Source organism: Hafnia paralvei, from assembly GCF_020150375.1.
Taxonomy (GTDB): Bacteria; Pseudomonadota; Gammaproteobacteria; order Enterobacterales; family Enterobacteriaceae; genus Hafnia; species Hafnia paralvei.
On the sequence record NZ_CP083737.1, the window covers coordinates 1,854,163 to 1,877,341 of the forward strand.

A 23,179-nucleotide genomic window follows, 5' to 3' on the forward strand; every position below is an offset into this window, starting at 1 on the left:
TTTTATTCAGCAGTTTCATATGTGTCTTACTTTCTAATTTTGCAGGATTGTGTGACATTGGTCACATTTACTAATTTACTCCTCTGTAAATTCAACTGCAACATGTTTTATGAATGGGTTTTTAATGTTAACAAAAAGAAAAATCGGCGCGAGGCCGATTTTTATTGGGTGAGCAAAGTGGGTGACTTACTCTTTCAGTGCAGCATGAATCGACTGGATGATAGGCTGGTAGCCGGTGCAGCGGCAGATATTCCCCTCTAGCGCATCCAGCAGTTGTTCGTCACTAGGTTGAGGATGTTTGGCCAGAAGTGCCGAAGTGCTCATTAAAACACCGGGCGTACAAAAACCACATTGCACACCACCATGTTCAACAAAGGCATTTTGCAGTTTTTTTGCCATTGGATCGTTGCTGAGCCCTTCCAACGTGGTAATTTCAGCGCCATCGCACTGTTCAGCTAAGACGAGGCAAGAACAAACGGCGTTACCATCCATAATGACGGTGCATGCTCCGCACTCACCGACGGCACAACCTTCTTTCGTTGCTGTGAGATTTAATTTATCTCGCACAAAATCTAACAGACGCATTTGTCCGGTGACCTGAGCATCAATCAGTTTGCCATTGACCTTTACTTTAATCTTGCTCATCACATACTCCTAAGCTTGCTCTGATTGATATAGCGATGTTTGCGCTTCCATCATCATGTCGCGGAACATACTAATAAATACTGGCTGTTTATAGGCGGCAGACCAGCGTTTGCCGATGGCTGCATAGATCAGTTTTTCTAGCTGTTGGCTGGCGGCGTCGATAGTTTCCAACGTCAAATGATGACCGAGCAGGCAGCGCTCTATATCCAGTAATCGCTGTGGTTTGCTAAACAACGCCCCGTCAACCAAACGGCAGTAGTTCAAAACGCCGGTAGAGTCGCAGGCGATTAGGCAGGTTAAGCTTTGGCGGGTAATGTTTAGCGCGTTTCGCCGTCCCAATTGGTGATAGAACGCATGTGGTATTGGTTGCGGTGGTGCAGGCAATATCACTTTGGTCATCAGCTCATCAGGTCTTCGCTGAGTTTTATATCCAGCCTGAAGAAACTCACACAGAGGCATGCGACGTGTGCTGTCACGAGACTGCAATTCAATCTCCGCATCATAGATAATCGCCGGAGGCAAAGAATCACCGCAGGGAGCCGCATTAACCATGTTACCGCCGATAGTTGCTCGGTTACGGATTTGATTCGAACCTACGGTTTTACAAGCTTGCGCCAGCAGCGGGTAGCGAGTTCTAACGATTTCATGCTCAACGATGCGGTTAAACGTTGTTGCCGCCCCGATTTCTAAGCAACCGTTGTTTTCGACAATTTGAGTGAGCTCTGATAAACGTGAAATATCAATCAGATGCATTGGCTTGGTTTGCAAGCGTCCTTGAACAATCACGTCTGTGCCGCCAGCGATAACGCTGACATCGTCTTGAGCCAGCAAGTCTAAGGCCTCGGACAATGTTTTTGGTCGAGTAACGCTGACGTCAGTTAAGCGTAGAACCTGTTTTTTGTTGCTTGTCTCAACCATGAGTTCGCTTTGTCTGGCGGGTTTTTTCAGGTTATAGCCCAATATCACCTGCTCGAGTGTCAGTGGGAGCTTGTTGAAACGTGTCTGTAAGGCGAAACTCAGAGCGTTATTGATGGCTGCAGCAGCCAGCTCTGTTGCTGGCTCTCCGATACCTTTGGCCCCTAGAGGCCCAGCCTGATCGGGATTCTCGACGCCGATAATAGTGATTTCAGGGATATCTTTGATGGTGGGGAGGAGATAAGTATCGAAGTTTTCGGATTTTACCTGCCCATTCTCAATGTTGAAATCTTCCAGAAGCGCATAGCCAAAGCCTTGCGCAATGCCACCGCTCACCTGCCCATTAAAGCCCACGGGGTTGATGACATGCCCGACATCATGGGCGGCGGTAACATGGAGTAAATCGGTTTTACCCGTACTCACATTGACGCGAGTTTCTGCAATCTGACAGCCATAAACCCAGGTGAAATAGGGGCTACCGGTGCCTTTTTCTTCATCCCAATGAATCGGTGGTGGAACAAACCAGCCATATTCTGTCAGGCTGACGCTGGCCCATTTAGTTTTGTTTACCGCAGTTTTGAAATCAATAAACTGTGACGGATCGTGTTTATTGATAATCGAACCGTCTTGCCAAAGAGTATCCGCTAACTCCCGAGTGCCGATCAGTTCACCGACCACGCCGAGAATGCGTTGTTTGATTTTCATGGCGGCATCAAGAATTGCGCCACCGCCGACTAACGTGCCGCGTGTCGCCGCCGTTGAACCACCATCGCCGATAACCGACGTAGGAGGCTCGCTGAACATAATTTCTGCCAGCGGTACGCCAAAAGCTTCGGCAGCGATTAACGACATGGTGGTTTGCAGCCCTTGGCCATTTTCAGAAACCGAGGTCGCTATATTGATACTACCGTCTTCGTTGACTTGAACCAGCGCAGTGGACGTATCCACACCTTCGGCACCGATGGAACAGCCACGGTAGCTGAGGGCTAAACCAATGCCATAGCGGTATACGCCGCCTTGACGGTTTAGGTTGGCGTAATGTTGACGTTTGTTGTTGAAATCTGCGGCTTCGACGGCGCGATTTAAAACCTCTTGAGCAGAAACAGTATGCTTATCAAAAATTTGTCCAGTGACTGAAGCATCTCCCTGCTGCAGCGCATTAATCTGGCGAATTTCGACTGGTGATATTTGCAGATGCTCGGCGATTTCATCCATCAAGGATTCATTGGCGTACACCACCTGAGGGGAACCGAAACCTCTCATTGCGGAGGTATAACTGTTATTGGTGTAGACGCCGGTGACGTCAATTCGAACGTTAGGAATTCGATAAGGGCCCGCCGCTTGAACCGAGCTGCGCCATGTCACAAAGGGCGTTGAGGCTGCATAGCCGCCGCTGTCGGCCAAAATATCAATCTTCATCGCCTGTATTTGGCCATGGTTATCAACACCAACCTTGTATTTCATCTTATACGGATGGCGCTTGCAGCTTTCTAGAATGGAATGCTCACGGGTATAACAGAATTTGACGGGTCTACCCGTTAAGGTGGTCAGCAGTGCAGATCGACAAGCAAGGTGATCGATAATGTCATCTTTGCCGCCAAAAGATCCGCCCATTACAGCGCGTTTGATATTGATATGCCCCTGTGGGCAACCCATGAATTTGGCGACAAAACTACGCACGCGGTGTGGATTTTGAATTGAACCGGAGATAATTAAATGACGTTCGGTAGGATCAAGCCAAGTCAGCACCACTTCCGGCTCAATGTAGGCATGCTCCTGAAAGCCGACTTCGTATTCACGTTCAAGAATATGTGCAGATGACGCAAAGCCCGCATCGATATCACCTTTGATGGTGTGATGATGCGCCGCAATGTTATTACCGCGTTCGGGGTGAATCAGGCGAGCATCGTCTTTGAGTGCCTGTTCTACGTCGGTAATCGGGGTGTAAGGCGTATAGCTAACTTGGATTTTGTCGGCGGCGAGGCAAGCCGCTTCGTATGTCTCTGCCGCAATAACGGCGATGACATCACCGTGAAAAACCACTTCATCTTTAACAATCGGCAGGTAGTCTTTGACGATGACGCCAACCACGGGCTCACCAGGGATATCTTGATAGGTTGCGATCTTGACGACGCCGTCAATGTTGAGGGCTTCCGTAAGATCGATGTGCTCGATTTTCCCCGCGGCGATGTCGGCGTAGCGACAAACGCCATACAGCATGCCGGGGAGCGACATATCGTTACCGTATATGGCTGTTCCTGTGACTTTAGCCAATCCATCAACGCGACGGATTGTCGTTGTGGTGCATGATGCACTCATGAATTTCTCCTTACGTAACGCTATTACGAACCTGTTCTTTAATTCAGGTCATCAGAGATAGCAGTTGTGAAAATAATGAAAAGTGGCGAGTCAGAGGGGGATTCGACGCAATTCATGTCTAATTTCTCTTGATTCAACACTTGTGCCACAACGGGATAGAAGGCTTTTGTCATCCTTAATTTGTGATGTTTATCGCATAAATCTGGGGTGTTGGTCTGATGCTGGCGTATTTTTTGTACAGATACTGTTTCTGATGTGAGGAGGGTAAAAGGAGAATAGATAAAATTCTCTTCAGAATGAGAGTCTTGTTTATCGATCTGATAAGTTGTGGCGATCTTTGTCGTTATTTGCCCCTATCATCATACAAGCCGTGATAATTTTGCTGTTGCGAGTTATCCTTAGCACATGCTTTTTCGCTGAGACAAGAACCCGTTTAGGAACAATCATGGATCATCGCTTACTCGAAATTATTGCTTGCCCTGTTTGTAATGGAAAACTCTACTTTAACAAAGAAAATCAAGAGCTAGTCTGTAAAGCCGATCGTTTGGGTTACCCACTACGCGATGGTATTCCAGTGCTGCTGGAGAATGAGGCCCGCTTACTTCCTGTGGATGAGAAATAATCAGATGAGTTTTATTGCTATTATCCCTGCGCGTTATTCCTCAACGCGTTTACCTGGGAAACCTCTCGCGGATATCGGTGGAAAACCGATGGTTGTCCACGTCATGGAAAGAGCGCTGGAGTCTGGTGCTTCACGCGTGATTGTGGCAACTGACCATGCTGATGTTAAACAAGCCGTGGAAGCTGCGGGTGGTGAAGTGTGTATGACACGCGCAGACCATCATTCAGGCACCGAGCGTTTAGCCGAAGTGATCGAGAAATGTGGTTTTGCCGACGATGAGATTATCGTCAATATTCAGGGCGATGAGCCACTGATTCCACCGTCAATTATTCGTCAAGTAGCTCATAATTTGGCGGGCAGTGACGCGGGGATGGCCACATTGGCGGTGCCTATCACGACGAGTGAAGAAGCTTTTAACCCTAATGCAGTTAAAGTTGTCTGCGACAAAAATGGCTATGCGCTGTATTTCTCTCGGGCGACAATCCCTTGGGATCGCGATCGTTTTGCGGTTTCTCGCGATGAGATTGGTGATACTTTCTTGCGCCATATTGGTATCTACGCGTATCGTGCCGGTTTTATCCGCCGCTATGTAACGTGGACACCAAGCAGCCTTGAGCAGATTGAGATGTTAGAGCAACTGAGAGTGTTGTGGTATGGCGAAAAAATCCACGTGGATGTTGCCGCGACCGCGCCAAGCCCAGGGGTGGATACCATGGAAGATTTAGAACAGGTTCGCCGTATTTTTGCAGCCAGCAAATAGGCTGATCGTTTCAGCTCTCTATATTCAAAATAAGAGCGTGCAAGAGTGCGCTCTTTTGATCTAGTCGCATACAATACCTCGATAATTCCGCCATGATGAGTGAATATATGGCGATAAAAGGTACCGTGAAATGCAGCAAAATCTGTATCACAGCATGGATCATTTGAAAGCTGAACTGAGCGTCGTTTTGGGAGAGTCAATAGGCCGTTTAGAGCAAATCAGTGAACAGCCGTACGCTAGCCTTTTTACCCTTTATAATCAACAGGGCACGCCTTTACCTTTAGTCGCTAAAACCTTTTTATGTCAAGGAATTGCTCAGCAGGAGGCTTATAAGCTGTCAATGCTGGCGCGTCAGGGGGATATTCGTTTACCCACAGTTTATGGTGTATTAACCACGCACCAATTTCCTTATAAAGAAGTCCTACTGATTGAACGTCTGCGCGGCGTTTCCGTTGAAGCCCCCACTAGAACCCCACAACGATGGCAATGTCTGAAAGAACAGATTGCGGAAGGCATTCTTTCTTGGCACCGCATTGATAGCCATGGCTGTGTAGGAAATGTTGATAGCGTGCAGGAAAATACGTGGCCGCAATGGTATCAGCAGCGTTTGGAAGTGATTTGGTCAACCCTTGGTAATATGCAAACCACAGAGTTGGGTATTGAAACACGACGAATTTTATTTCGCAGCAAAGAGAAATTGCCAGAGCTGTTTGCTGGTTTTGATGATAGTTGTGTTTTGGTACATGGAAATTTAACGTTAAGAAGTATGTTAAAGGATCAGAAAAGCGATCAACTGTTGGCGATGCTTAATCCAGGAATGATGTTATGGGCACCGCGTGAATATGATCTCTTTCGTCTGAGTGAAGATGGAATGGCAACGGAGCTTCTCCATACCTATTTACAAAAAGCACCGGTGAGCGATGATTTTATGATGAGGCGGTGGCTCTATGTATTGTGGGAATCTATTGGACGCTACCTGCATACCGGCGTTGTTGAACGTCCAGTTGTCGATCGCGCTGCACAGCAACTTTTGCCTTGGCTTGGTTGATATTGACGATAATCTCTAATTGGTCGGTCGATAACCGGCAAATCGAAAGCGGTTTGCTGGTTAATTATCAATCACTATGAGAGGCGGAAATGTGATAATGATACAAACCTCTACCACTTTGATATTTCTCCCCGCACGATAAACTCTTTTTTAAATCTCTATTTTTGTGCTTGTTCGCTATATCTTTTGAAAAGAGCGGTTTTATTTAGCCTCAAGTGTGATTTCCCCCGCAATTATTTCGTTTTTCTTCTCATTAACCCTACAAATAATAAAAGTGCGCATGTTCTGTGCATGGTTGGCATGTACGCAAAAAATCGATATGTCCACTCAACGACATCGCCATTTGCGTCAATGATAACGCTGTACATCCGTAAATAGGGGAGCGAAGGCTCTCGAATCGTAGCTGGTTAACCTACCCTTTAGCCGAGCCGTAAGGAGCGATGTGTCCATGAGCGTCATAAATCCTAACCTTAAAATAGAGCACAGCAAGATAGAGCCCGTCGTTGATGAAGTGGAACGTAGATTGCCAATTGCGCAGCTTTTTACTTTAGGCCTTCAGCATGTGTTAGTTATGTACGCGGGGGCCGTGGCAGTGCCACTGGTGATTGGCGGTAGCCTCGGATTACCCAAAGAACAAATTGCTTTTCTGATCAGTTCCGATCTCTTCTGTTGTGGCGTTGTCACGCTATTACAATGTTTAGGCATTGGCCGTTTTGCAGGGATTCGTTTGCCGGTCATCATGTCTGTTACCTTCGCCGCTGTGACCCCTATGCTGGCTATTGGCGCCGACCCAAACATAGGACTCACGGGAATATTCGGTGCGACAATCGCCTCGGGTATTATCGCCACATTATTAGTGCCAGTGATTGGCCGACTCATGCCTCTATTTCCAACCGTTGTGACTGGCGTCGTCATCACATCTATTGGCATTAGCATTATGCAGGTGGGTATTGATTGGGCTGCGGGAGGGAAAGGGAATCCAGACTACGGCAGCCCAATCTATATCGGGACATCATTACTGGTATTGGTATTTATTCTATTAGTCACCCGTTTTGCTAAAGGTTTCCTATGCAATATTTCGGTATTGCTGGGTATTTTATTTGGGTTTGCCATTGCTTTTATGATGGGGAAAGTCAGTTTTGCCGGGCTAGGCAATGCGGCGTGGTTTGCTCCCATTAAACCATTTGCGTTTGGTTGGCCAACCTTTGAACCCGTCAGCATCATCACATTAACGGTGATTATGTTGATTACTTTTATAGAGTCGATGGGGATGTTCTTAGCGCTAGGCGATATTGTGGGGCGGCCAGCAAAACAACAAGATATCATTAGGGGTTTACGCGTTGATGGCATCGGTACTGTTATTGGTGGCTTATTTAACAGTTTTCCACATACTTCATTTTCACAAAACGTTGGCTTAGTGAGTGTCACAGGCGTATCTAGCCGCTGGGTATGTGTTATGTCTGGTGGGATATTAATTGTATTCGGGCTGATTCCCAAAATGGCATTGATTGTTGCTTCAATTCCTCAATTTGTATTGGGGGGCGCTGGTATTGTCATGTTTGGTATGGTTTTGGCGACGGGAATACGTATCCTTTCGCGCGCTAATTACAGTACTAACCGTTATAACCTGTACATCGTTGCTATCAGCTTAGGGATTGGCATGATCCCCACGGTTTCCCATGATTTCTTTAGCCAGCTACCTGCGGCAATTCAGCCTTTATTGCATAGCGGGATCCTGCTAGCAACCGTATGTGCGGTTAGCCTAAATCTCTATTTCAATGGTTACCATCCTGATAATGAAATTGATGATACGGAAGTGAAAAAAATAACCTTAGCAAAGGCAATTAAAGAAAAAACTGTTTAAACCCGGATGTAGAGAATGGAGAGGGGCCATTTTCTGCATATTGATGAAGATGAAATATCCGTGATGTTGAGAATCATGGATATAAGGAGCTGTCGTGAAAGCTATTCATAATGATGCCATCAATATTCAGGAGAGAAAGAACTCCCCTCAAATTAAGGTAGATGTAGACCCCGTTGATGAAATATTACCGATAGGACAAATGCTAGTTTATGGTTTGCAGCACGTATTGGTCATGTATGCAGGGGCGATTGCGGTTCCCCTTATTATTGGTAAAGCGGTTGGTTTTACGCCGGAACAAATTATTTTCTTGATCAGCACCGACCTGTTTATATGCGGCTGTGCCACCATTCTTCAGTCGATAGGCCTATTCAATATTATTGGTAGTAAATTACCTATTGTTCAAGGGTGTACATTTGCAGCATTAATACCCATGGCGTTGATTGGTCAGCAGTATGGGATCGGGGGTATCTCGGGCGCGGTGATTATTGCCGGTGGGTTTACACTCCTGTGTGCGCCGTTTGTGTGCAAGCTGGTACGCTTTTTCCCGAAAGCCGTCATGGGGACCATTGTGACGCTTATTGGCCTCTCAATACTCCCCGTGGCGGGTGGTTGGATAGGTGGCGGAGATCTGGATGCCGCAAGTTTTGGTAGCTACGGCTCATTATTGATGGCCTTATTTACGCTTGCCATTGTGATGCTGATCTACACCTTTGGTAAGGGCATGCTGAAGAATATCGCCGTGCTGGTGGGCATTATTATTGGTACCGTAGCGTATTACTTCATGGGCAAGCTCGATCTTTCTCAGGTGGCTGCCACCAGTTGGATGACCTTTCCTTACCCCATGCGTTTCGCCGTACCTGAATTTCACCTCTTTCCAGCCGTTTTGATGTGCATGGTGATGATCGTTGTGATGGTGGAAACCATGTCATCTATGATGGCGATGGGCGAAATTGTGGGGCGTCCAGCCGATCAGGCTACGTTAAAACGTGGTCTGTATGCCTGCGGTTCCGCCACCTTATTTGGCGGCTTTTTTAATATGTTTCCCTATGCTGCTTTTGCTCAAAACGTAGGATTGGTCAGTATGACCGGTGTTCGTAGCCGGTTTATTGTCGGCGTTGCAGGGTGCATTCTCATTACTCTCGGTTTGTTTCCTAAGCTAGCGGCTTTCGTGGTTGCCGTACCTAAGCCTGTGCTCGGTGGTGCAGGGATTGTGATGTTTGGGATGGTCGCGGTGTCAGGGATTCGCACGTTAGGACAAGTTGATTATCGAAATAATAACAATGGCATGGTGGTTGCGCTGACCCTTGGTTTAGGCATGTTACCCGTGATGGTTCCCCAGTTATTTCAACAAATGCCGAAAGCCGCTGAGATGTTTTTACACAGCGGCATTACGATAGGTACGGTCGTTGCGATCGCTGCCAATCTGATTCTCAATGGGCGAGACAGACAGGCAAAAATTCCAGGCTGCAAAGAATGCACGTTGCAGGATTTAGACATGAACAGTACCGCAGCTCGGGAAGCCTTCACTACAACGCGTGAATATATCGCCATGCGGAGGAGACAAAATGCACAAAAAAACGCTGCTCTTTAAAAATGCAGAATTACTTGTCACGATGGATGATGAGCGAAGAGAGATTAGAGGCGGTTGCCTGCTGGTTGAGGGAAATCGTATTGTTGCGGTTGGGGGGAAAGAGTTGTGCGCTGCCCCTGCTGATGAAGAAATTGATCTCCATGGGCACGTCGTGATCCCTGGTTTGATAAATACTCATCATCACATGTTTCAGTCATTAACTCGTGTAATACCCGAAGCACAAGATGGCGAATTGTTTGGTTGGCTAAATAATCTCTATCCGATCTGGGCTGGACTGACTCCAGAGATGATCCGAGTCTCTACGCAAACAGCGATGGCGGAACTGATGCTTTCTGGCTGTACGACCTCAAGCGATCATCTTTACGTTTATCCTAACGGTTGTCGTCTGGATGACAGCATTGAGGCTGCTAGGGAAATAGGCATGCGTTTTCATGCATGCCGAGGAAGCATGAGCGTTGGACGTAGTAAAGGTGGATTGCCTCCCGACGAACTCGTTGAGAGCGAACAGGCTATTTTGGAAGATTCGCGACGACTGATTACTAGCTACCATGATGCACAACGCTATAGCATGTTACGTATAGCGTTAGCGCCTTGTTCTCCGTTTTCCGTAAGCAGAGAATTGATGGTGAAAACGGCACAAATGGCACGTGAGTATGGCGTGTCGTTGCATACGCATTTGGCTGAAAACGATAATGACGTTAGCTATAGTCAGTCGCATTTCGGTATGACTCCAGCCCAATATGCAGAGGATTTGGGATGGGTCGGCGCGGATGTGTGGCATGCCCATTGCGTTAAATTGGATCAGGCTGGCATCGGTTTGTTTGCCAAAACAGGTACAGGCGTTGCTCATTGTCCTTGCTCAAATATGAGATTAGCGTCAGGGATTGCTCCAATACGCACGATGTTAGATGAAGGTGTAAATGTGGGACTTGGCGTAGATGGTTCAGCCTCTAACGATGCAGGAAATATGATTGCGGAAACGCGTCAGACCATGTTGTTACAGCGCGTCGGCTTTGGCCCAGATGCCATGAGTGCTCGGCAAGCGTTGGAGATTGCGACTCGAGGTGGCGCTAAGGTGCTCAATCGCGACGATATTGGTTATTTAGCACCAGGAATGGCGGCGGATTTCGTGGCATTCGATCTGAATACGCTAAATTTGGCCGGAGCCAAACACGACCCGCTGGCTGCTCTGGTCTTTTGTTCGCCAGGCAACGTTGCCTATAATGTGATTAACGGGCGAGTGGTGATTCGCGAAGGGGAGCTGCAAACGATTGATTTACCTTCCGTTGTGCAGCATCACAATCGCTTAGCTTGCCTGCTGGTGAATCGAGGCAGATTATAGGTGGTTTTCCTTCTTCATCGGTGTCTTTGTTTCAGCCAAGTATGGCAGAGACAGTAGACACCGATGGGGATTAGCAATAGCGCCACAGTGGCTGTCACCAAGGCCATGGAGGAGTTTAATCCCGTTGTCCATCCCAGTACGAACGCCACCGCGCTAATGGCATTCAGTGGGTTCAAGCTGACGGGCATGTTTTCCGCTTTTGATAACACATCAAGTAAAATCACCTGCGCTTCAAACACAATCAGGGCAATAAGAATACTGATTACTCTGTGTTTCATTTTTCATCCTTCGCTTTTAGCAATGCCTGCCACCAACTTCCTAAGGTTTCATACCATGCTCGTTCGCTATGGCCGAGGTAAAGTGGTGATGGTAACCAGCGTTCCCAAGGATTTAATGGTGATGAAATAGCAAGTTGATTTGCAGGTGCTGGAATCGGATCTAACGCTTCGGCCTTAAAAAAACGTAGCGCGCGTGGGAGATGATTTGCAGATGTGACCAGCAATAACCTCTGCTTTTGCACAATCTTAGCCACTTCCTGTGCTTCCTGCTGCGTATCACGCGGTTTATCTAAGATAATAATTCTCTCAGCGGGTACGCCCAAACTTTTAGCCACATTGGCGGCCACTTGGGCGCTGCTTATTGGATTGCTAATGGCGGCGGCACCGGTAAAAATAATTTTTGCGCTAGGATTTAACTCAAGTTGCCGGACCCCCTCCGTGACTCGAGGCAAACTGTTATTGATGAGATTTGAACTTGGTGCCCAGTCTGGGTTAAAAGTATAGCCGCCACCCAGCACCACAATGTAATCTGCGTTGCTTGGCGTATTGATCGTTGGGTAATGATTTTCAAGTGGAGCCAATAGGCGATCGGCAACAGGTTGTAGGCTTAATAGCAGAATTCCAAGCCAAGCGAGTGAAATACAGATTTTTCCTAAGCGCTGCCACCGTGTCCACCAGATGAAAATCAGGCCCACTGCGATGATCAAGAGAAACAAGGGCAGAGGCAAAAGGAGCCCACCGACAAACTTTTTTAGCGCAAACAGCATAAATTAGGTGCCTTTCTGAATGAAAAAACGACATCTAGATAGAATATGTGGCCGATAAGATTCATTCTATGCCAGCCTGTGTCAAAATAGCAGGTTTAAAGCGTCCCTCACGGGAGATTTTTCTGGTGATGCGCTGTGCAAATATTCAGGAGCCGACATATTCATGAGTCGAGGTATGCAGGATCGTAATTTTGACAATATCGCTGAAAAATTTGCGCGCAATATTTACGGCACAACCAAAGGAAAAATCCGTCAGGCCGTATTATGGCAGGATCTGGAACAGTTACTGACCCAGCTTCCCAACAGACCTTTACACATTCTTGATGCAGGCGGTGGGCTTGGACAGGTATCCTGTGAGCTCGCCGCGCGCGGCCATCATATTACGCTGTGCGACATTTCCGGTGAGATGCTAAAGCGTGCACAGGCCTATGCGGATGAAAAAGGTGTGAGCCAGCACATGCGTTTTGTGCAAAGTCCTGCACAAGAGATGCATCAATATTTAGAACAGCCGGTTGATCTGATATTGTTCCATGCGGTTTTGGAGTGGGTAGCAGAACCTCAGGAAACACTAGCGTCTTTGATGAAGTGTTTAAATCCCGGCGGCGCATTGTCTTTAATGTTCTATAACTACAATGGTCTATTGATGCGAAACGTGATCATTGGCAATACGGCATACGTCAATCAAGGGATGCAAAAGCGTAAAACTCGAACGCTTTCCCCTGATCATCCTTTAGATCCGCAAAAGGTGTATGGCTGGTTAGAAGAGATAGGGCTGACAATTTCCGGTAAAACGGGCGTGCGGGTATTTCATGATTACCTGCGAGATAAAACGCAACAGATTGAGGCTTTTGACGATTTATTGGCGCTGGAGCAGCGTTACTGTCGTCAGGAGCCTTTTGTGAGTTTGGGACGTTACATCCATGTGATGGCGTACAAACCCGACACGAAGGACCAACTATGAGTGATTTCTCCCAGACTGTACCGGAGCTGGTTGCCTGGGCGCGGAAAAATGATTTTTCAATTTCACTCCCTACCGAGCGTTTGGCTTTCATTTTGGCTATAGCTACTTTGAACAGTGAGCGTTTAGACGGAGAGATGAGTGAAGGCGAACTGATCGATGCATTCCGACACGTCAGCAAAGCTTTTGAACAAACACATGAAACGGTAGCAATCCGTGCCAACAATGCGATTAACGATTTAGTTAAGCAGCGTTTACTTAATCGCTTTACCAGCGAGTTAGCCGACGGTAACGCGATTTATCGTCTAACCCCGTTGGGGATTGGCATCACGGATTACTACATTCGACAGCGAGAGTTTTCTACGCTGCGTTTGTCTATGCAATTGTCTATCGTGGCGCAAGAATTGCGTAGCGCGGCGGAAGCCGCTGAAGAAGGTGGCGATGAATATCATTGGCACCGCAACGTGTTTGCTCCTCTGAAATACTCAGTTGCCGAGATTTTCGATAGTATCGATCTGACTCAACGCATTATGGATGAGCAGCAGCAGGGGGTAAAAGCGGATATCGCAGCTCTGCTGAATCAGGACTGGCGCGCCGCGATTTCTAGCTGTGAAGTGTTGCTGTCGGAAACCTCAGGCACGCTGCGTGAATTGCAGGATACGCTAGAAGCCGCAGGTGATAAGCTGCAGGCCAATTTGCTGCGTATTCAAGATGCCAATATGAATAATCCGGATTTGGCATTTGTAGACAAGTTAGTATTTGATCTGCAGAACAAGTTAGACCGCATTATCAGTTGGGGCCAGTTAACCATCGATTTGTGGATCGGCTACGACAGACACGTGCATAAATTTATCCGTACGGCGATTGATATGGATAAAAACCGCGTCTTTGCCCAGCGATTACGTCAGTCCGTGCAGAGTTATTTTGACAATCCTTGGGCACTTACTATTGCGAATGCCGATCGTCTGTTTGATATGCGTGACGAAGAGCTTGCGCTGCTCAACGAAGAAGTGACCGGCGAGCTGCCTCCGGATATGGAATATGAAGAGTTTTCTGAAATCCGCGAACAGCTGGCGGCAATGATCGAGCAAGAGCTAAAGATTTATCAAAAAGAGCAACGCCCGCTGGATCTCGGCGCGGTTTTACGCGAATACCTTGCTCAGTATCCGCGTCAACGTCATTTCGATTTGGCAAGAATTTTGGTCGACCAAGCCGTTCGCTTAGGTGTGGCTGAAGCTGATTTCACCGGATTACCTGCCCAATGGCAGGCGATCAATGATTACGGAGCCAAGGTACAGGCCCATGTCATCGACAAATACTGAAAATATGATGCCAGCTAGACTGGCGCAAGCGGTGTTTAACCCGCTGTTTCCCGCGTTGGATAGTCAACTGCGTTCCGGTCGTCACATTGGCATTGATGAGTTAGATAATCATGCTTTCCTGATGGATTTTCAGGATGAGCTGGAACTCTTTTATAGCCGCTATAACGTTGAACTCATCCGTGCACCGGAAGGTTTTTTCTATCTCAGACCGCGTTCTACCACGCTTATCCCACGCTCTGTTCTGTCTGAGCTGGATATGATGGTGGGCAAAATTCTGTGCTACCTCTATTTAAGTCCTGAGCGTTTGGCGCACGAAGGTATCTTCAGCCAACAGGAACTCTATGATGAGTTGCTCTCTCTGGCCGATGAAAGCAAGTTACTGAAGTATGTTAACCAACGCTCCACCGGTTCGGATCTTGACCGTCAAAAGCTGCAAGAGAAAGTTCGTACCTCATTAAATAGGCTACGTCGTTTGGGCATGGTTTATTTCATGGGTAATGACAGCACTAAATTCCGCATCACTGAGGCGGTTTTCCGCTTTGGTGCAGACGTGCGCAGCGGCGATGACCCACGTGAATCCCAGCTCAGAATGATCCGTGACGGCGAAGCCATGCCGTTAGAAAACACGTTGTCGCTGAATGATGAAAACGAAGAAAACGAATCCAGTGCAGACGGTAGCGCGGACAATGCGGAGGATGAACAGGAATGATTGAACGCGGAAAATTTCGCTCGCTGACACTGGTTAACTGGAACGGTTTCTTTGCCCGAACTTTTGATCTTGATGAACTGGTGACTACGCTCTCAGGGGGCAACGGCGCGGGTAAATCGACCACCATGGCGGCGTTTGTTACGGCGCTAATCCCCGATCTGACGCTGCTGCATTTCCGTAACACCACGGAAGCAGGGGCGACGTCGGGTTCACGTGATAAAGGCTTGCACGGCAAGCTGCGCGCAGGCGTATGTTATGCCACGCTTGACGTCGTTAACTCGCGTCACCAGCGTGTTTTGGTCGGGGTTCGCTTACAGCAGGTTGCAGGTCGCGACCGTAAAGTTGATATCAAGCCTTTCACAATCCAAGGCTTACCGACATCGTTCCAGCCAACGCAGATCCTAACGGAAACCGTGGGCGAGCGTCAGGCTCGAGTGTTACCGCTGGCCGAGCTAAAAGAACGAGTTGAAGCGATCGAAGGCGTACAGTTCAAGCAGTTTAACTCGATCACCGACTATCACTCTTTGATGTTTGATCTGGGCGTGATCCCACGCCGTCTGCGCTCAGCATCTGACCGCAGCAAGTTTTATCGCCTCATTGAAGCTTCACTGTACGGTGGTATTTCCAGCGCGATTACCCGCTCTCTGCGCGATTATCTGTTGCCAGAAAACAGTGGGGTGCGTAAAGCATTTCAGGATATGGAAGCCGCGCTGCGTGAAAACCGCATGACGCTTGAAGCTATTCGCGTAACGCAGTCCGACCGTGACCTGTTCAAACACCTGATCACTGAAGCAACATCCTATGTATCGGCTGACTATATGCGCCACGCCAACGAGCGTCGCATTCACCTCGATCAGGCACTGCTGCTGCGACGTGAGCTGCTGGGTGGGCGTAAACAGCTGCTGGCGGAACAATATCGTCATGTCGAAATGTCTCGTGAACTGGCGGAGCAAAGCGGCTCTGAATCCGATCTCGAAACCGATTATCAGGCCGCAAGCGATCACTTAAATCTTGTCCAAACGGCGATGCGTCAGCAGGAGAAGATCGAGCGTTATCAAAGTGATTTGGAAGAGCTGACTTATCGTTTAGAAGAGCAGAACGAAGTTGTCGCTGAGGCAAGCGATCTGCACGCTGACTATGAAGCGCGTTCAGAAGCGGCCGAAGCTGAAGTGGATGAGCTAAAAAGTCAGTTGGCTGATTACCAGCAGGCATTGGACGTGCAGCAGACACGCGCTATTCAGTACCAGCAAGCACTACAAGCGTTAGAGCGTGCTCGTCAGGTGTGTCAACTGCCCGATCTCAACGCCGATAACAGCGAAGAGTGGCTTGAAACCTTCAGCGCACGCGAGCAGGAAGCGACTGAAATTCTGATGCAGCTCGAGCAAAAAATGAATGTGGCAAGTGCTGCGCATTCCCAGTTTGAAAATGCTTACCAACTGGTCGTGAAGCTGGTGGGGGAAGTGAGCCGCAGCGAGGCATGGCAGGCTGGCCGAGATTTGTTACGCGACTGGTCTTCACTTCAGCATCAATCTGAACGTGTACAACCATTACGTATGCGTTTGGCTGAATTAGAACAGCGTTTACGTTCGCAGCAAGACGCTGAACGTTTATTACAGGAATTCTGTAAACGTACCGGACAGCAATATCAGCCTGAAGAGCTGGATGATGCCCAGCGCGAAATGGAAGAGCGGATTGAAACGTTGACCCTCGACGTTGCCGAAGCCAGCGAACGCCGCATGGTGCTGCGTCAGGAGCTGGAGCAGATCACCGCGAAAGCAAAAGATCTGACGGCGAAAGCGCCAGTATGGTTAGCGGCACAAGAAGCACTAAGCCAGCTTAGCGATCAGTGTGGTGACGAACTTTCCGACAGTCGTCAGGTTACTGAGCAGATGCAACAACTGCTGGAGCGTGAACGTGAATCTACCGTCGAACGCGATGAAGTTGCTCATCAGAAACGTGAAATTGAGAACCAGATTGAACGTTTAAGCCAGCCAAGCGGAGCAGAAGACGGCCGATTGATCGCGCTGGCCGAACGTTTTGGCGGTGTTCTGCTGTCTGAAATTTACGATGACGTGACCATCGATGATGCGCCGTACTTTTCCGCATTATATGGACCTGCACGCCATGCGATTGTGGTCCCAGACCTTTCTCTGGTTCGTGAACAGTTGGCGGGGCTGGAAGATTGTCCGGAAGATCTCTATCTGATCGAAGGGGATCCGCAGTCGTTTGATGACAGCGTATTTGCCGCTGATGAGCTTGAGCGTGCTGTGGTTGTCAAGGCATCGGATCGCCAGTGGCGTTATTCTCGCTTCCCTGAGGTGCCGTTATTTGGTCGTGCAGCCCGCGAAAGCCGTTTGGAAACGCTGTATGCGCAGCGTGATGAGTTGGCTGAACGTTATGCTACGCTGTCGTTCGACGTGCAGAAAACTCAGCGTCTACATCAGGCGTTTAGTCGTTTTATCGGCAGCCATTTAGCCGTTGCATTTGAGCAAGATCCGGAAGCTGAGTTACGTCAAATCAACGGTCGTCGTACCGAGATCGAACGTGAATTCAATAATCAGGACAATATTACGCAGCAGCAACGTCAGCAATTAGCTCAGGCGAAAGAAAGCGTTGCGTTGCTGCATAAGTTAACACCGCATATTGGTTTGCTTGCTGATGAAACCTTACAGGATCGCGTTGAAGAGATCCGTGAGGAACTGGAAGAGGCGCAGGAAGCGGCGCGCTATCTGCAACAGCATGGGGCAAACCTAGCCAAGCTGGAACCGATGCTCTCTGTGTTGCAGAGCGATCCAGAGCAGCATGAGCAGTTGCGTCAAGATTATCAGCAGGCTCAGCAAAATCAGCGTTCCGCGAAACAGCAGACCTTCGCGCTCACTGAAGTGGTTCAGCGTCGTGCACACTTCAGCTACAGCGATTCTGCAGGCATGTTGACGGAGAACTCTGACCTTAACGATAAACTGCGTCAGCGCTTAGAACATGCTGAAGCCGATCGTGCGCGTACCCGCGATCAGCTTCGTCAGCAGCAGGCTCAGTTGGCTCAGTATCATCAGGTGCTTGCATCGCTGAAGAGCTCGTTTGAAGCCAAGCGTGACATGCTTAAAGAGCTGTCTCAAGAGCTGCAAGATATTGGCGTACAGGCCGATCCAAACGCAGAAGAGCGCGCGCGCATACGCCGAGATGAGCTGCATACCGCATTGAGCAATAACCGTGCGCGTCGTAATCAGCTTGAAAAACAGATTATGTTCTGTGAATCAGAAATGGATAATCTGCAAAAACGCCTGCGTAAGGTTGAGCGCGATTACCATCAGATCCGCGAGCAGGTTACCACCGCGAAAGCAGGCTGGTGTGCCGTGATGCGCTTAGTCAAAGACAATGGCGTTGAACGTCGACTCCATCGTCGTGAGCTGGCGTATATGGACGCGGATGAGCTACGTTCTATGTCGGACAAGGCGTTAGGTGCGTTGCGTTTGGCGGTGGCTGACAACGAGCATTTGAGAGATGTGCTGCGTTTATCTGAAGATCCAAAACGCCCTGAACGTAAAATCCAGTTCTATATTGCCGTTTATCAGCATCTGCGTGAGCGTATCCGTCAGGACATTATCCGCAGTGATGATCCTGTTGACGCTATCGAGCAGATGGAAATTGAGCTTGCACGTTTGACAGAAGAGCTGACCTCCCGTGAACAGAAACTGGCTATTAGCTCGAAGAGCGTCGCCAATATTATTCGCAAGACCATACAGCGTGAGCAGAACCGCATTCGTATGCTCAACCAAGGTTTGCAGACAGTTGCCTTTGGGCAGGTGAATAGCGTTCGTCTGAATGTCAACGTACGTGAAGCTCACTCAACGCTGTTGACGGTGTTGTCAGAACAGCAGGAACAACATCAGGATCTGTTTAATAGCAACCGGCTAACCTTCTCAGAAGCGTTAGCGAAACTGTATCAGCGCCTGAATCCACAAATCGACATGGGGCAGCGCACGCCGCAAACCATTGGCGAAGAATTGCTGGATTATCGTAACTATCTAGAAATGGAAGTTGAGGTTAACCGTGGTTCGGATGGTTGGTTACGTGCGGAGAGCGGAGCGCTGTCAACGGGTGAAGCGATCGGTACCGGCATGTCCATTCTGGTTATGGTCGTTCAAAGCTGGGAAGAGGAATCACGCCGTCTACGTGGCAAAGATATTTCACCGTGCCGTTTGCTGTTCCTAGATGAGGCCGCTCGTCTAGATGCAAAATCTATCGCTACGTTGTTTGAACTGTGTGAGCGTCTGGAGATGCAGCTAATTATTGCGGCGCCAGAAAACATCAGCCCAGAAAAGGGCACCACATATAAACTGATGCGTAAAGTGTTCAATAACACTGAACATGTTCATGTTGTGGGACTGCGAGGCTTTGCTCCCGAGAAAAACATAATGGAATCAGTGACTCAAGAAGAGTCAGAGAGCTAGAACCTAATAAATTTCATATACTGAAATCATTATTAACGCAAACGGCCTTCTTATCGGGCCGTTTTTTTTGGCAGAATGTAGGCGGTAACGTATCATCATATAAATAAAACGTAATGTCCGGGCAGTTGATGCACCAACCGGCACATGAAACGGCAAAAAGTCATTTCTATTTGTATAATTAAGCTAAGGTTCCGAAAGTCGGAGCCAATGAGCTAACAAGGGAGCAAGGGATGGTGCTGAATAACAGATTCCGTCTAGGCCATATGGTTGTCGGTGGTTCAATGGCGATGAGTGCTTTGGCGATGAGCCTGATGCCTGCTCACGCAGAGGTCGTCACACAGCCTGTAACGCAGCCAGCGGTTTCAGTAGCGACCATGAGTGTACCTCAGTCGCGTTCTACGCTGATATCACAGCTTCCGCAGGGAGTATCGCTGCGTTATTTAAATCAGCTTTCCTCTCTTTATGCTGCTAATCATATGCAGCCGATGTGGCAGGATCGTGCCGCCGTGCAGCAATTTCAGCAGCAATTAGCTGAAGTCGCGCTTTCTGGCGTACAACCGCAGTTTACTCAATGGGTGCAGGCGCTTGTTAACCCAGATGTCAAAGATATGGCGCGTGACGCTGTACTGTCCGATGCGATGCTGGGGTATCTTCAGTTTGTTTCAGGCGTAAGTGCAACGAAAGGAAGCTGGCTGTATAGTTCGGTGCCTTACGCTATAGCGGAGCCTCCAGCAACGTTGGTTAATAACTGGCAACTGTCTGTGCGTGATGGTCGCTTGGCCACGTTTGTTCAATCGTTGGCACCGTCACATCCACAATATGCCGCTATGCATAAAGCGCTAAAAGATTTGCTGGCGGATACTCGTCCTTGGCCAACCGTCAACGATGGTCCAAGCTTAAAACCCGGCGATTTGAGCCCAGATATGCCTGCTCTGCGTGAGGTTTTACAGCGAACGGGGATGCTCACAGAAAAGGGAAATGTTAAGTCGCCGACACCAGTACCAGAGGCTCAGCCGCTGCAATCGCCTGCAAGTCAGGAACCTAACGCGGTAATCAGTCCTTCGACCACTGCGGTATCAGAGTTGACGCAGCAGCCAACGCCAGAGGCAACACCGGCGAAAACAATGCCTGTTTCAGCTACGGACAATCGATACACGCCTGAGTTAGTCGAAGCTGTGAAACGTTTCCAGCAGTGGCAGGGCCTTGCGAGTGACGGAGTGATTGGCAAACGTACTCGTGAATGGCTGAACGTTTCACCGCAAACACGAGCAACGTTACTGGCGTTAAATATTCAGCGACTGCGTATTTTGCCGGGAGAAGTCGATACCGGCATTATGGTTAATATTCCTAACTACTCTCTGATTTACTACCAAAACGGTACTGAAGTGCTTACTTCACGCGTTATCGTTGGACGTCCGACGCGTAAAACACCGCTGATGAATAGTGAACTGAATAACGTGGTTGTCAATCCACCGTGGAATGTCCCAACCACGCTTATTCGCGAAGACATTGTTCCTAAAGCGATGCGTGATCCTGGCTATTTTGAACGTCATGGATATCGTCTGTTTTCTGGTTGGAGTAATGATGCTGAAGTTGTCGATCCTTATATGATCGATTGGGCATCAGTTTCGCCGCGTAATTTTCCATATCGTATCCAGCAGGCGCCAGGCGTTAATAATTCATTAGGTCGCTACAAGTTTAATATGCCGAGTCAGGATGCTATTTATCTGCATGACACACCGAATCATGGATTGTTTGAAAAAGACATCCGTGCTTTAAGTTCGGGTTGTGTCCGTGTGAATAAAGCATCAACGCTAGCAAATATGTTGTTACAAGATGCTGGCTGGAATGACGCACGGGTATCATCTGCATTAAAAGAGGGGAATACGAAATATGTGCCAATTCGTCATCGTATACCGGTTCGTCTCTATTATCTGACCGCGTGGGTTTCTGAAGATGGAAAACCGCAATTCCGCACAGATATTTACAATTATGATGATACCGTCCGTTCTGGGGCAAAAGTAGCAGCTCAAGCTGAACGTCTTTTTCAGCTTTAGCAAGTAGTTAGCAATAACGTTGTTTTGTTGATGATGTAACTGCGAGTCATAAATTTCTGTGATATCCCGCCGGGCACGGCGGGAAGCGGGTTGACTCGATCATCCATGGCGGTTATGGTGCCTGACGGTGCGCTTTAATGCGTGATCTTTAGATACTTTGCCGGGTAAAAACATCTCATGGATCCAATCAATATTCATCGTCGCAAGTGGTTAGCTTTAGGTGGCGTTGCTATGGGAATGGCAATGCTGCCTGGGCAAGCGCTAGCAACGCTTTCTACACCGCGTCCGCGTATTTTAGTGTTGAATAATTTAAATACCGGTGAGCAACTCAAAGCCGAGTTTTTCGACGGCAAAAACTATATTCAAGAAGAGCTGGCTCGCCTCAATCATTTATTCCGCGACTATCGTGCGAATAAAGTTAAACGTATTGACCCTCGTTTATTCGATCAAATATTCCGCTTACAAGCGATGATAGGTACGCGCAAACCTATTCAGCTTATTTCTGGATATCGTTCTCCACGTACAAATAGTGAATTACGTGAGCGTGGCAGTGGTGTTGCTAAGCATAGTTACCATACTCTCGGCCAAGCGATGGATTTCCATATTGAAGGCGTTCAGCTAGCGAATATTCGTAAAGCCGCATTGAAAATGCGTGCGGGTGGCGTTGGATATTATCCGCGCAGTAATTTTGTTCATATTGATACTGGCCCTGTCAGGAATTGGTAATACTTTGCTAAGCAGGTATTATTAGCGGTAGAGCTAAAGACATCCATCACGTCGGCCTTTGCCGGCGTGTTTTTTTATTGTGATAAATCATTGTGGGCAAGGTATTGAGGCAACGATGAAATATAAAATAATTCCTGTCACTGCATTTCAACAAAATTGTACTCTGCTATGGTGTGAAGATACACATCAGGCCGCTATCGTCGATCCGGGCGGTGAGCCTGCAAAAATTTTGCGTGAAGTGGAAGCGCTTGGCTTAACGGTGACTCAAATACTGCTCACCCACGGTCATCTAGACCATGTTGGAGCGGCAGGACAATTGGCGAAGAGCTTGAATGTACCCATATATGGACCGCAGGAAGACGATCTGTTTTGGCTTGAAGGGCTACCTGCACAAAGCAAAATGTTTGGTTTCACCAATTGTGACCCATTGACGCCAACGCGCTGGCTTAACGATGGTGATACGTTGCAGGTAGGGTATCAAACATTACAGGTGTTTCATTGCCCCGGACATACTCCTGGCCACGTGATTTTCTTCAATGAAGAGTCGCGCTTAGCGCAGGTGGGCGATGTTTTGTTTAGCGGTGGTGTAGGGCGTAGTGATTTCCCGCGTGGTGACCATCAGGCCTTGATTAACTCTATCAAAACCAAACTCTGGCCTCTGGGAAATGATGTTGCCTTTATTCCTGGTCATGGACCTATGTCTACCTTTGGTCAAGAGCGTCAGACGAATCCGTTTGTGTGCGATGAGCCCGCGGTGTGGTAGTTGCTATGTCGCTCGCCGTAAATAAAAAAGGAGCCGAAAGGC

17 protein-coding genes are annotated in these 23,179 nt (G+C 48.2%); 13 read left to right on the forward strand and 4 right to left on the reverse strand.

Annotated elements, in window-relative coordinates; all coding sequences use genetic code 11:
• Window positions 1-186 precede the first annotated feature (186 nt).
• Together K9N75_RS08735 and K9N75_RS08740 are read right to left on the reverse strand one after the other, a co-directional pair.
• The gene (locus K9N75_RS08735) at window positions 187-645 is read right to left on the reverse strand and encodes a (2Fe-2S)-binding protein (RefSeq protein WP_020303847.1); all 459 of its coding nucleotides are present in this window, start codon (window positions 643-645) and stop codon (window positions 187-189) included.
• 9 nt (window positions 646-654) lie between these two features.
• Entirely contained in the window at window positions 655-3,879 is a 3,225-nt protein-coding gene (locus K9N75_RS08740; protein ID WP_224452482.1) for a molybdopterin cofactor-binding domain-containing protein, read from the reverse strand.
• 445 nt (window positions 3,880-4,324) lie between these two features.
• Here K9N75_RS08740 and K9N75_RS08745 point away from each other — a divergent pair, with 445 nt between their 5' ends.
• The 6 genes from K9N75_RS08745 to K9N75_RS08770 all read left to right on the forward strand — a co-directional run bounded on the left by K9N75_RS08745 (window position 4,325) and on the right by K9N75_RS08770 (window position 11,106).
• Window positions 4,325-4,501 carry a Trm112 family protein gene (locus K9N75_RS08745; RefSeq protein ID WP_008813014.1) on the forward strand — a complete coding sequence of 59 codons (177 nt, stop codon included), beginning with the start codon at window positions 4,325-4,327 and terminating at the stop codon, window positions 4,499-4,501.
• Window positions 4,502-4,505: 4 nt separating this feature from the next.
• Entirely contained in the window at window positions 4,506-5,261 is a 756-nt protein-coding gene (kdsB, locus tag K9N75_RS08750) for a 3-deoxy-manno-octulosonate cytidylyltransferase (RefSeq protein ID WP_008813015.1), read from the forward strand.
• 154 nt (window positions 5,262-5,415) lie between these two features.
• A complete protein-coding gene (locus tag K9N75_RS08755) occupies window positions 5,416-6,309 on the forward strand; it encodes a YcbJ family phosphotransferase (RefSeq protein ID WP_174705405.1) in 894 nt (297 codons plus the stop codon).
• Window positions 6,310-6,757: 448 nt separating this feature from the next.
• A complete protein-coding gene (locus K9N75_RS08760) occupies window positions 6,758-8,173 on the forward strand; it encodes a nucleobase:cation symporter-2 family protein (RefSeq protein ID WP_039188795.1) in 1,416 nt (471 codons plus the stop codon).
• Window positions 8,174-8,297: 124 nt separating this feature from the next.
• Window positions 8,298-9,764 (forward strand): nucleobase:cation symporter-2 family protein, encoded by a 1,467-nt coding sequence (locus tag K9N75_RS08765; RefSeq protein ID WP_202215731.1) that lies wholly within the window; start codon window positions 8,298-8,300, stop codon window positions 9,762-9,764.
• Complete coding sequence (locus K9N75_RS08770) at window positions 9,739-11,106, forward strand: 8-oxoguanine deaminase (RefSeq protein WP_224452483.1); 1,368 nt, start codon at window positions 9,739-9,741, stop codon at window positions 11,104-11,106. The genes K9N75_RS08765 and K9N75_RS08770 overlap by 26 nt, the downstream gene beginning before the upstream one ends.
• Before the next feature lie 14 nt (window positions 11,107-11,120).
• Here the strand turns inward: K9N75_RS08770 and K9N75_RS08775 are convergent, their stop codons facing one another.
• Both K9N75_RS08775 and elyC read right to left on the reverse strand, forming a co-directional pair.
• A complete protein-coding gene (locus tag K9N75_RS08775) occupies window positions 11,121-11,384 on the reverse strand; it encodes a hypothetical protein (RefSeq protein ID WP_008813020.1) in 264 nt (87 codons plus the stop codon).
• Window positions 11,381-12,151 carry an envelope biogenesis factor ElyC gene (gene elyC / locus K9N75_RS08780; protein ID WP_224452484.1) on the reverse strand — a complete coding sequence of 257 codons (771 nt, stop codon included), beginning with the start codon at window positions 12,149-12,151 and terminating at the stop codon, window positions 11,381-11,383. Before elyC ends, K9N75_RS08775 begins: the two co-directional genes overlap by 4 nt.
• 175 nt (window positions 12,152-12,326) lie before the next feature.
• On the opposite strand from elyC, the gene cmoM reads away from it, so the two are divergent.
• The 7 genes from cmoM to K9N75_RS08815 all read left to right on the forward strand — a co-directional run bounded on the left by cmoM (window position 12,327) and on the right by K9N75_RS08815 (window position 23,137).
• On the forward strand, window positions 12,327-13,112 hold the full coding sequence (gene cmoM / locus K9N75_RS08785) for a tRNA uridine 5-oxyacetic acid(34) methyltransferase CmoM (RefSeq protein WP_004095702.1): 786 nt from the start codon (window positions 12,327-12,329) through the stop codon (window positions 13,110-13,112).
• Window positions 13,109-14,431, forward strand: a complete 1,323-nt coding sequence (gene mukF, locus K9N75_RS08790) for a chromosome partition protein MukF (RefSeq protein ID WP_008813023.1) — start codon at window positions 13,109-13,111, stop codon at window positions 14,429-14,431. The genes cmoM and mukF overlap by 4 nt, the downstream gene beginning before the upstream one ends.
• Window positions 14,412-15,140, forward strand: a complete 729-nt coding sequence (gene mukE / locus K9N75_RS08795) for a chromosome partition protein MukE (protein ID WP_224452485.1) — start codon at window positions 14,412-14,414, stop codon at window positions 15,138-15,140. The genes mukF and mukE overlap by 20 nt, the downstream gene beginning before the upstream one ends.
• The gene (gene mukB / locus K9N75_RS08800) at window positions 15,137-19,591 is read left to right on the forward strand and encodes a chromosome partition protein MukB (protein WP_039188786.1); all 4,455 of its coding nucleotides are present in this window, start codon (window positions 15,137-15,139) and stop codon (window positions 19,589-19,591) included. Before mukE ends, mukB begins: the two co-directional genes overlap by 4 nt.
• 230 nt (window positions 19,592-19,821) lie before the next feature.
• Window positions 19,822-21,648 (forward strand): L,D-transpeptidase LdtD, encoded by a 1,827-nt coding sequence (gene ldtD, locus K9N75_RS08805; protein WP_008813026.1) that lies wholly within the window; start codon window positions 19,822-19,824, stop codon window positions 21,646-21,648.
• Between the two features lie 177 nt (window positions 21,649-21,825).
• Window positions 21,826-22,374: a peptidoglycan L,D-endopeptidase MepK gene (gene mepK, locus K9N75_RS08810; protein WP_004095694.1), complete on the forward strand. Its 549-nt coding sequence runs from the start codon at window positions 21,826-21,828 to the stop codon at window positions 22,372-22,374.
• A 115-nt stretch (window positions 22,375-22,489) separates the two neighbouring features.
• Window positions 22,490-23,137, forward strand: a complete 648-nt coding sequence (locus K9N75_RS08815) for an MBL fold metallo-hydrolase (RefSeq protein ID WP_130975619.1) — start codon at window positions 22,490-22,492, stop codon at window positions 23,135-23,137.
• Window positions 23,138-23,179 lie beyond the last annotated feature (42 nt).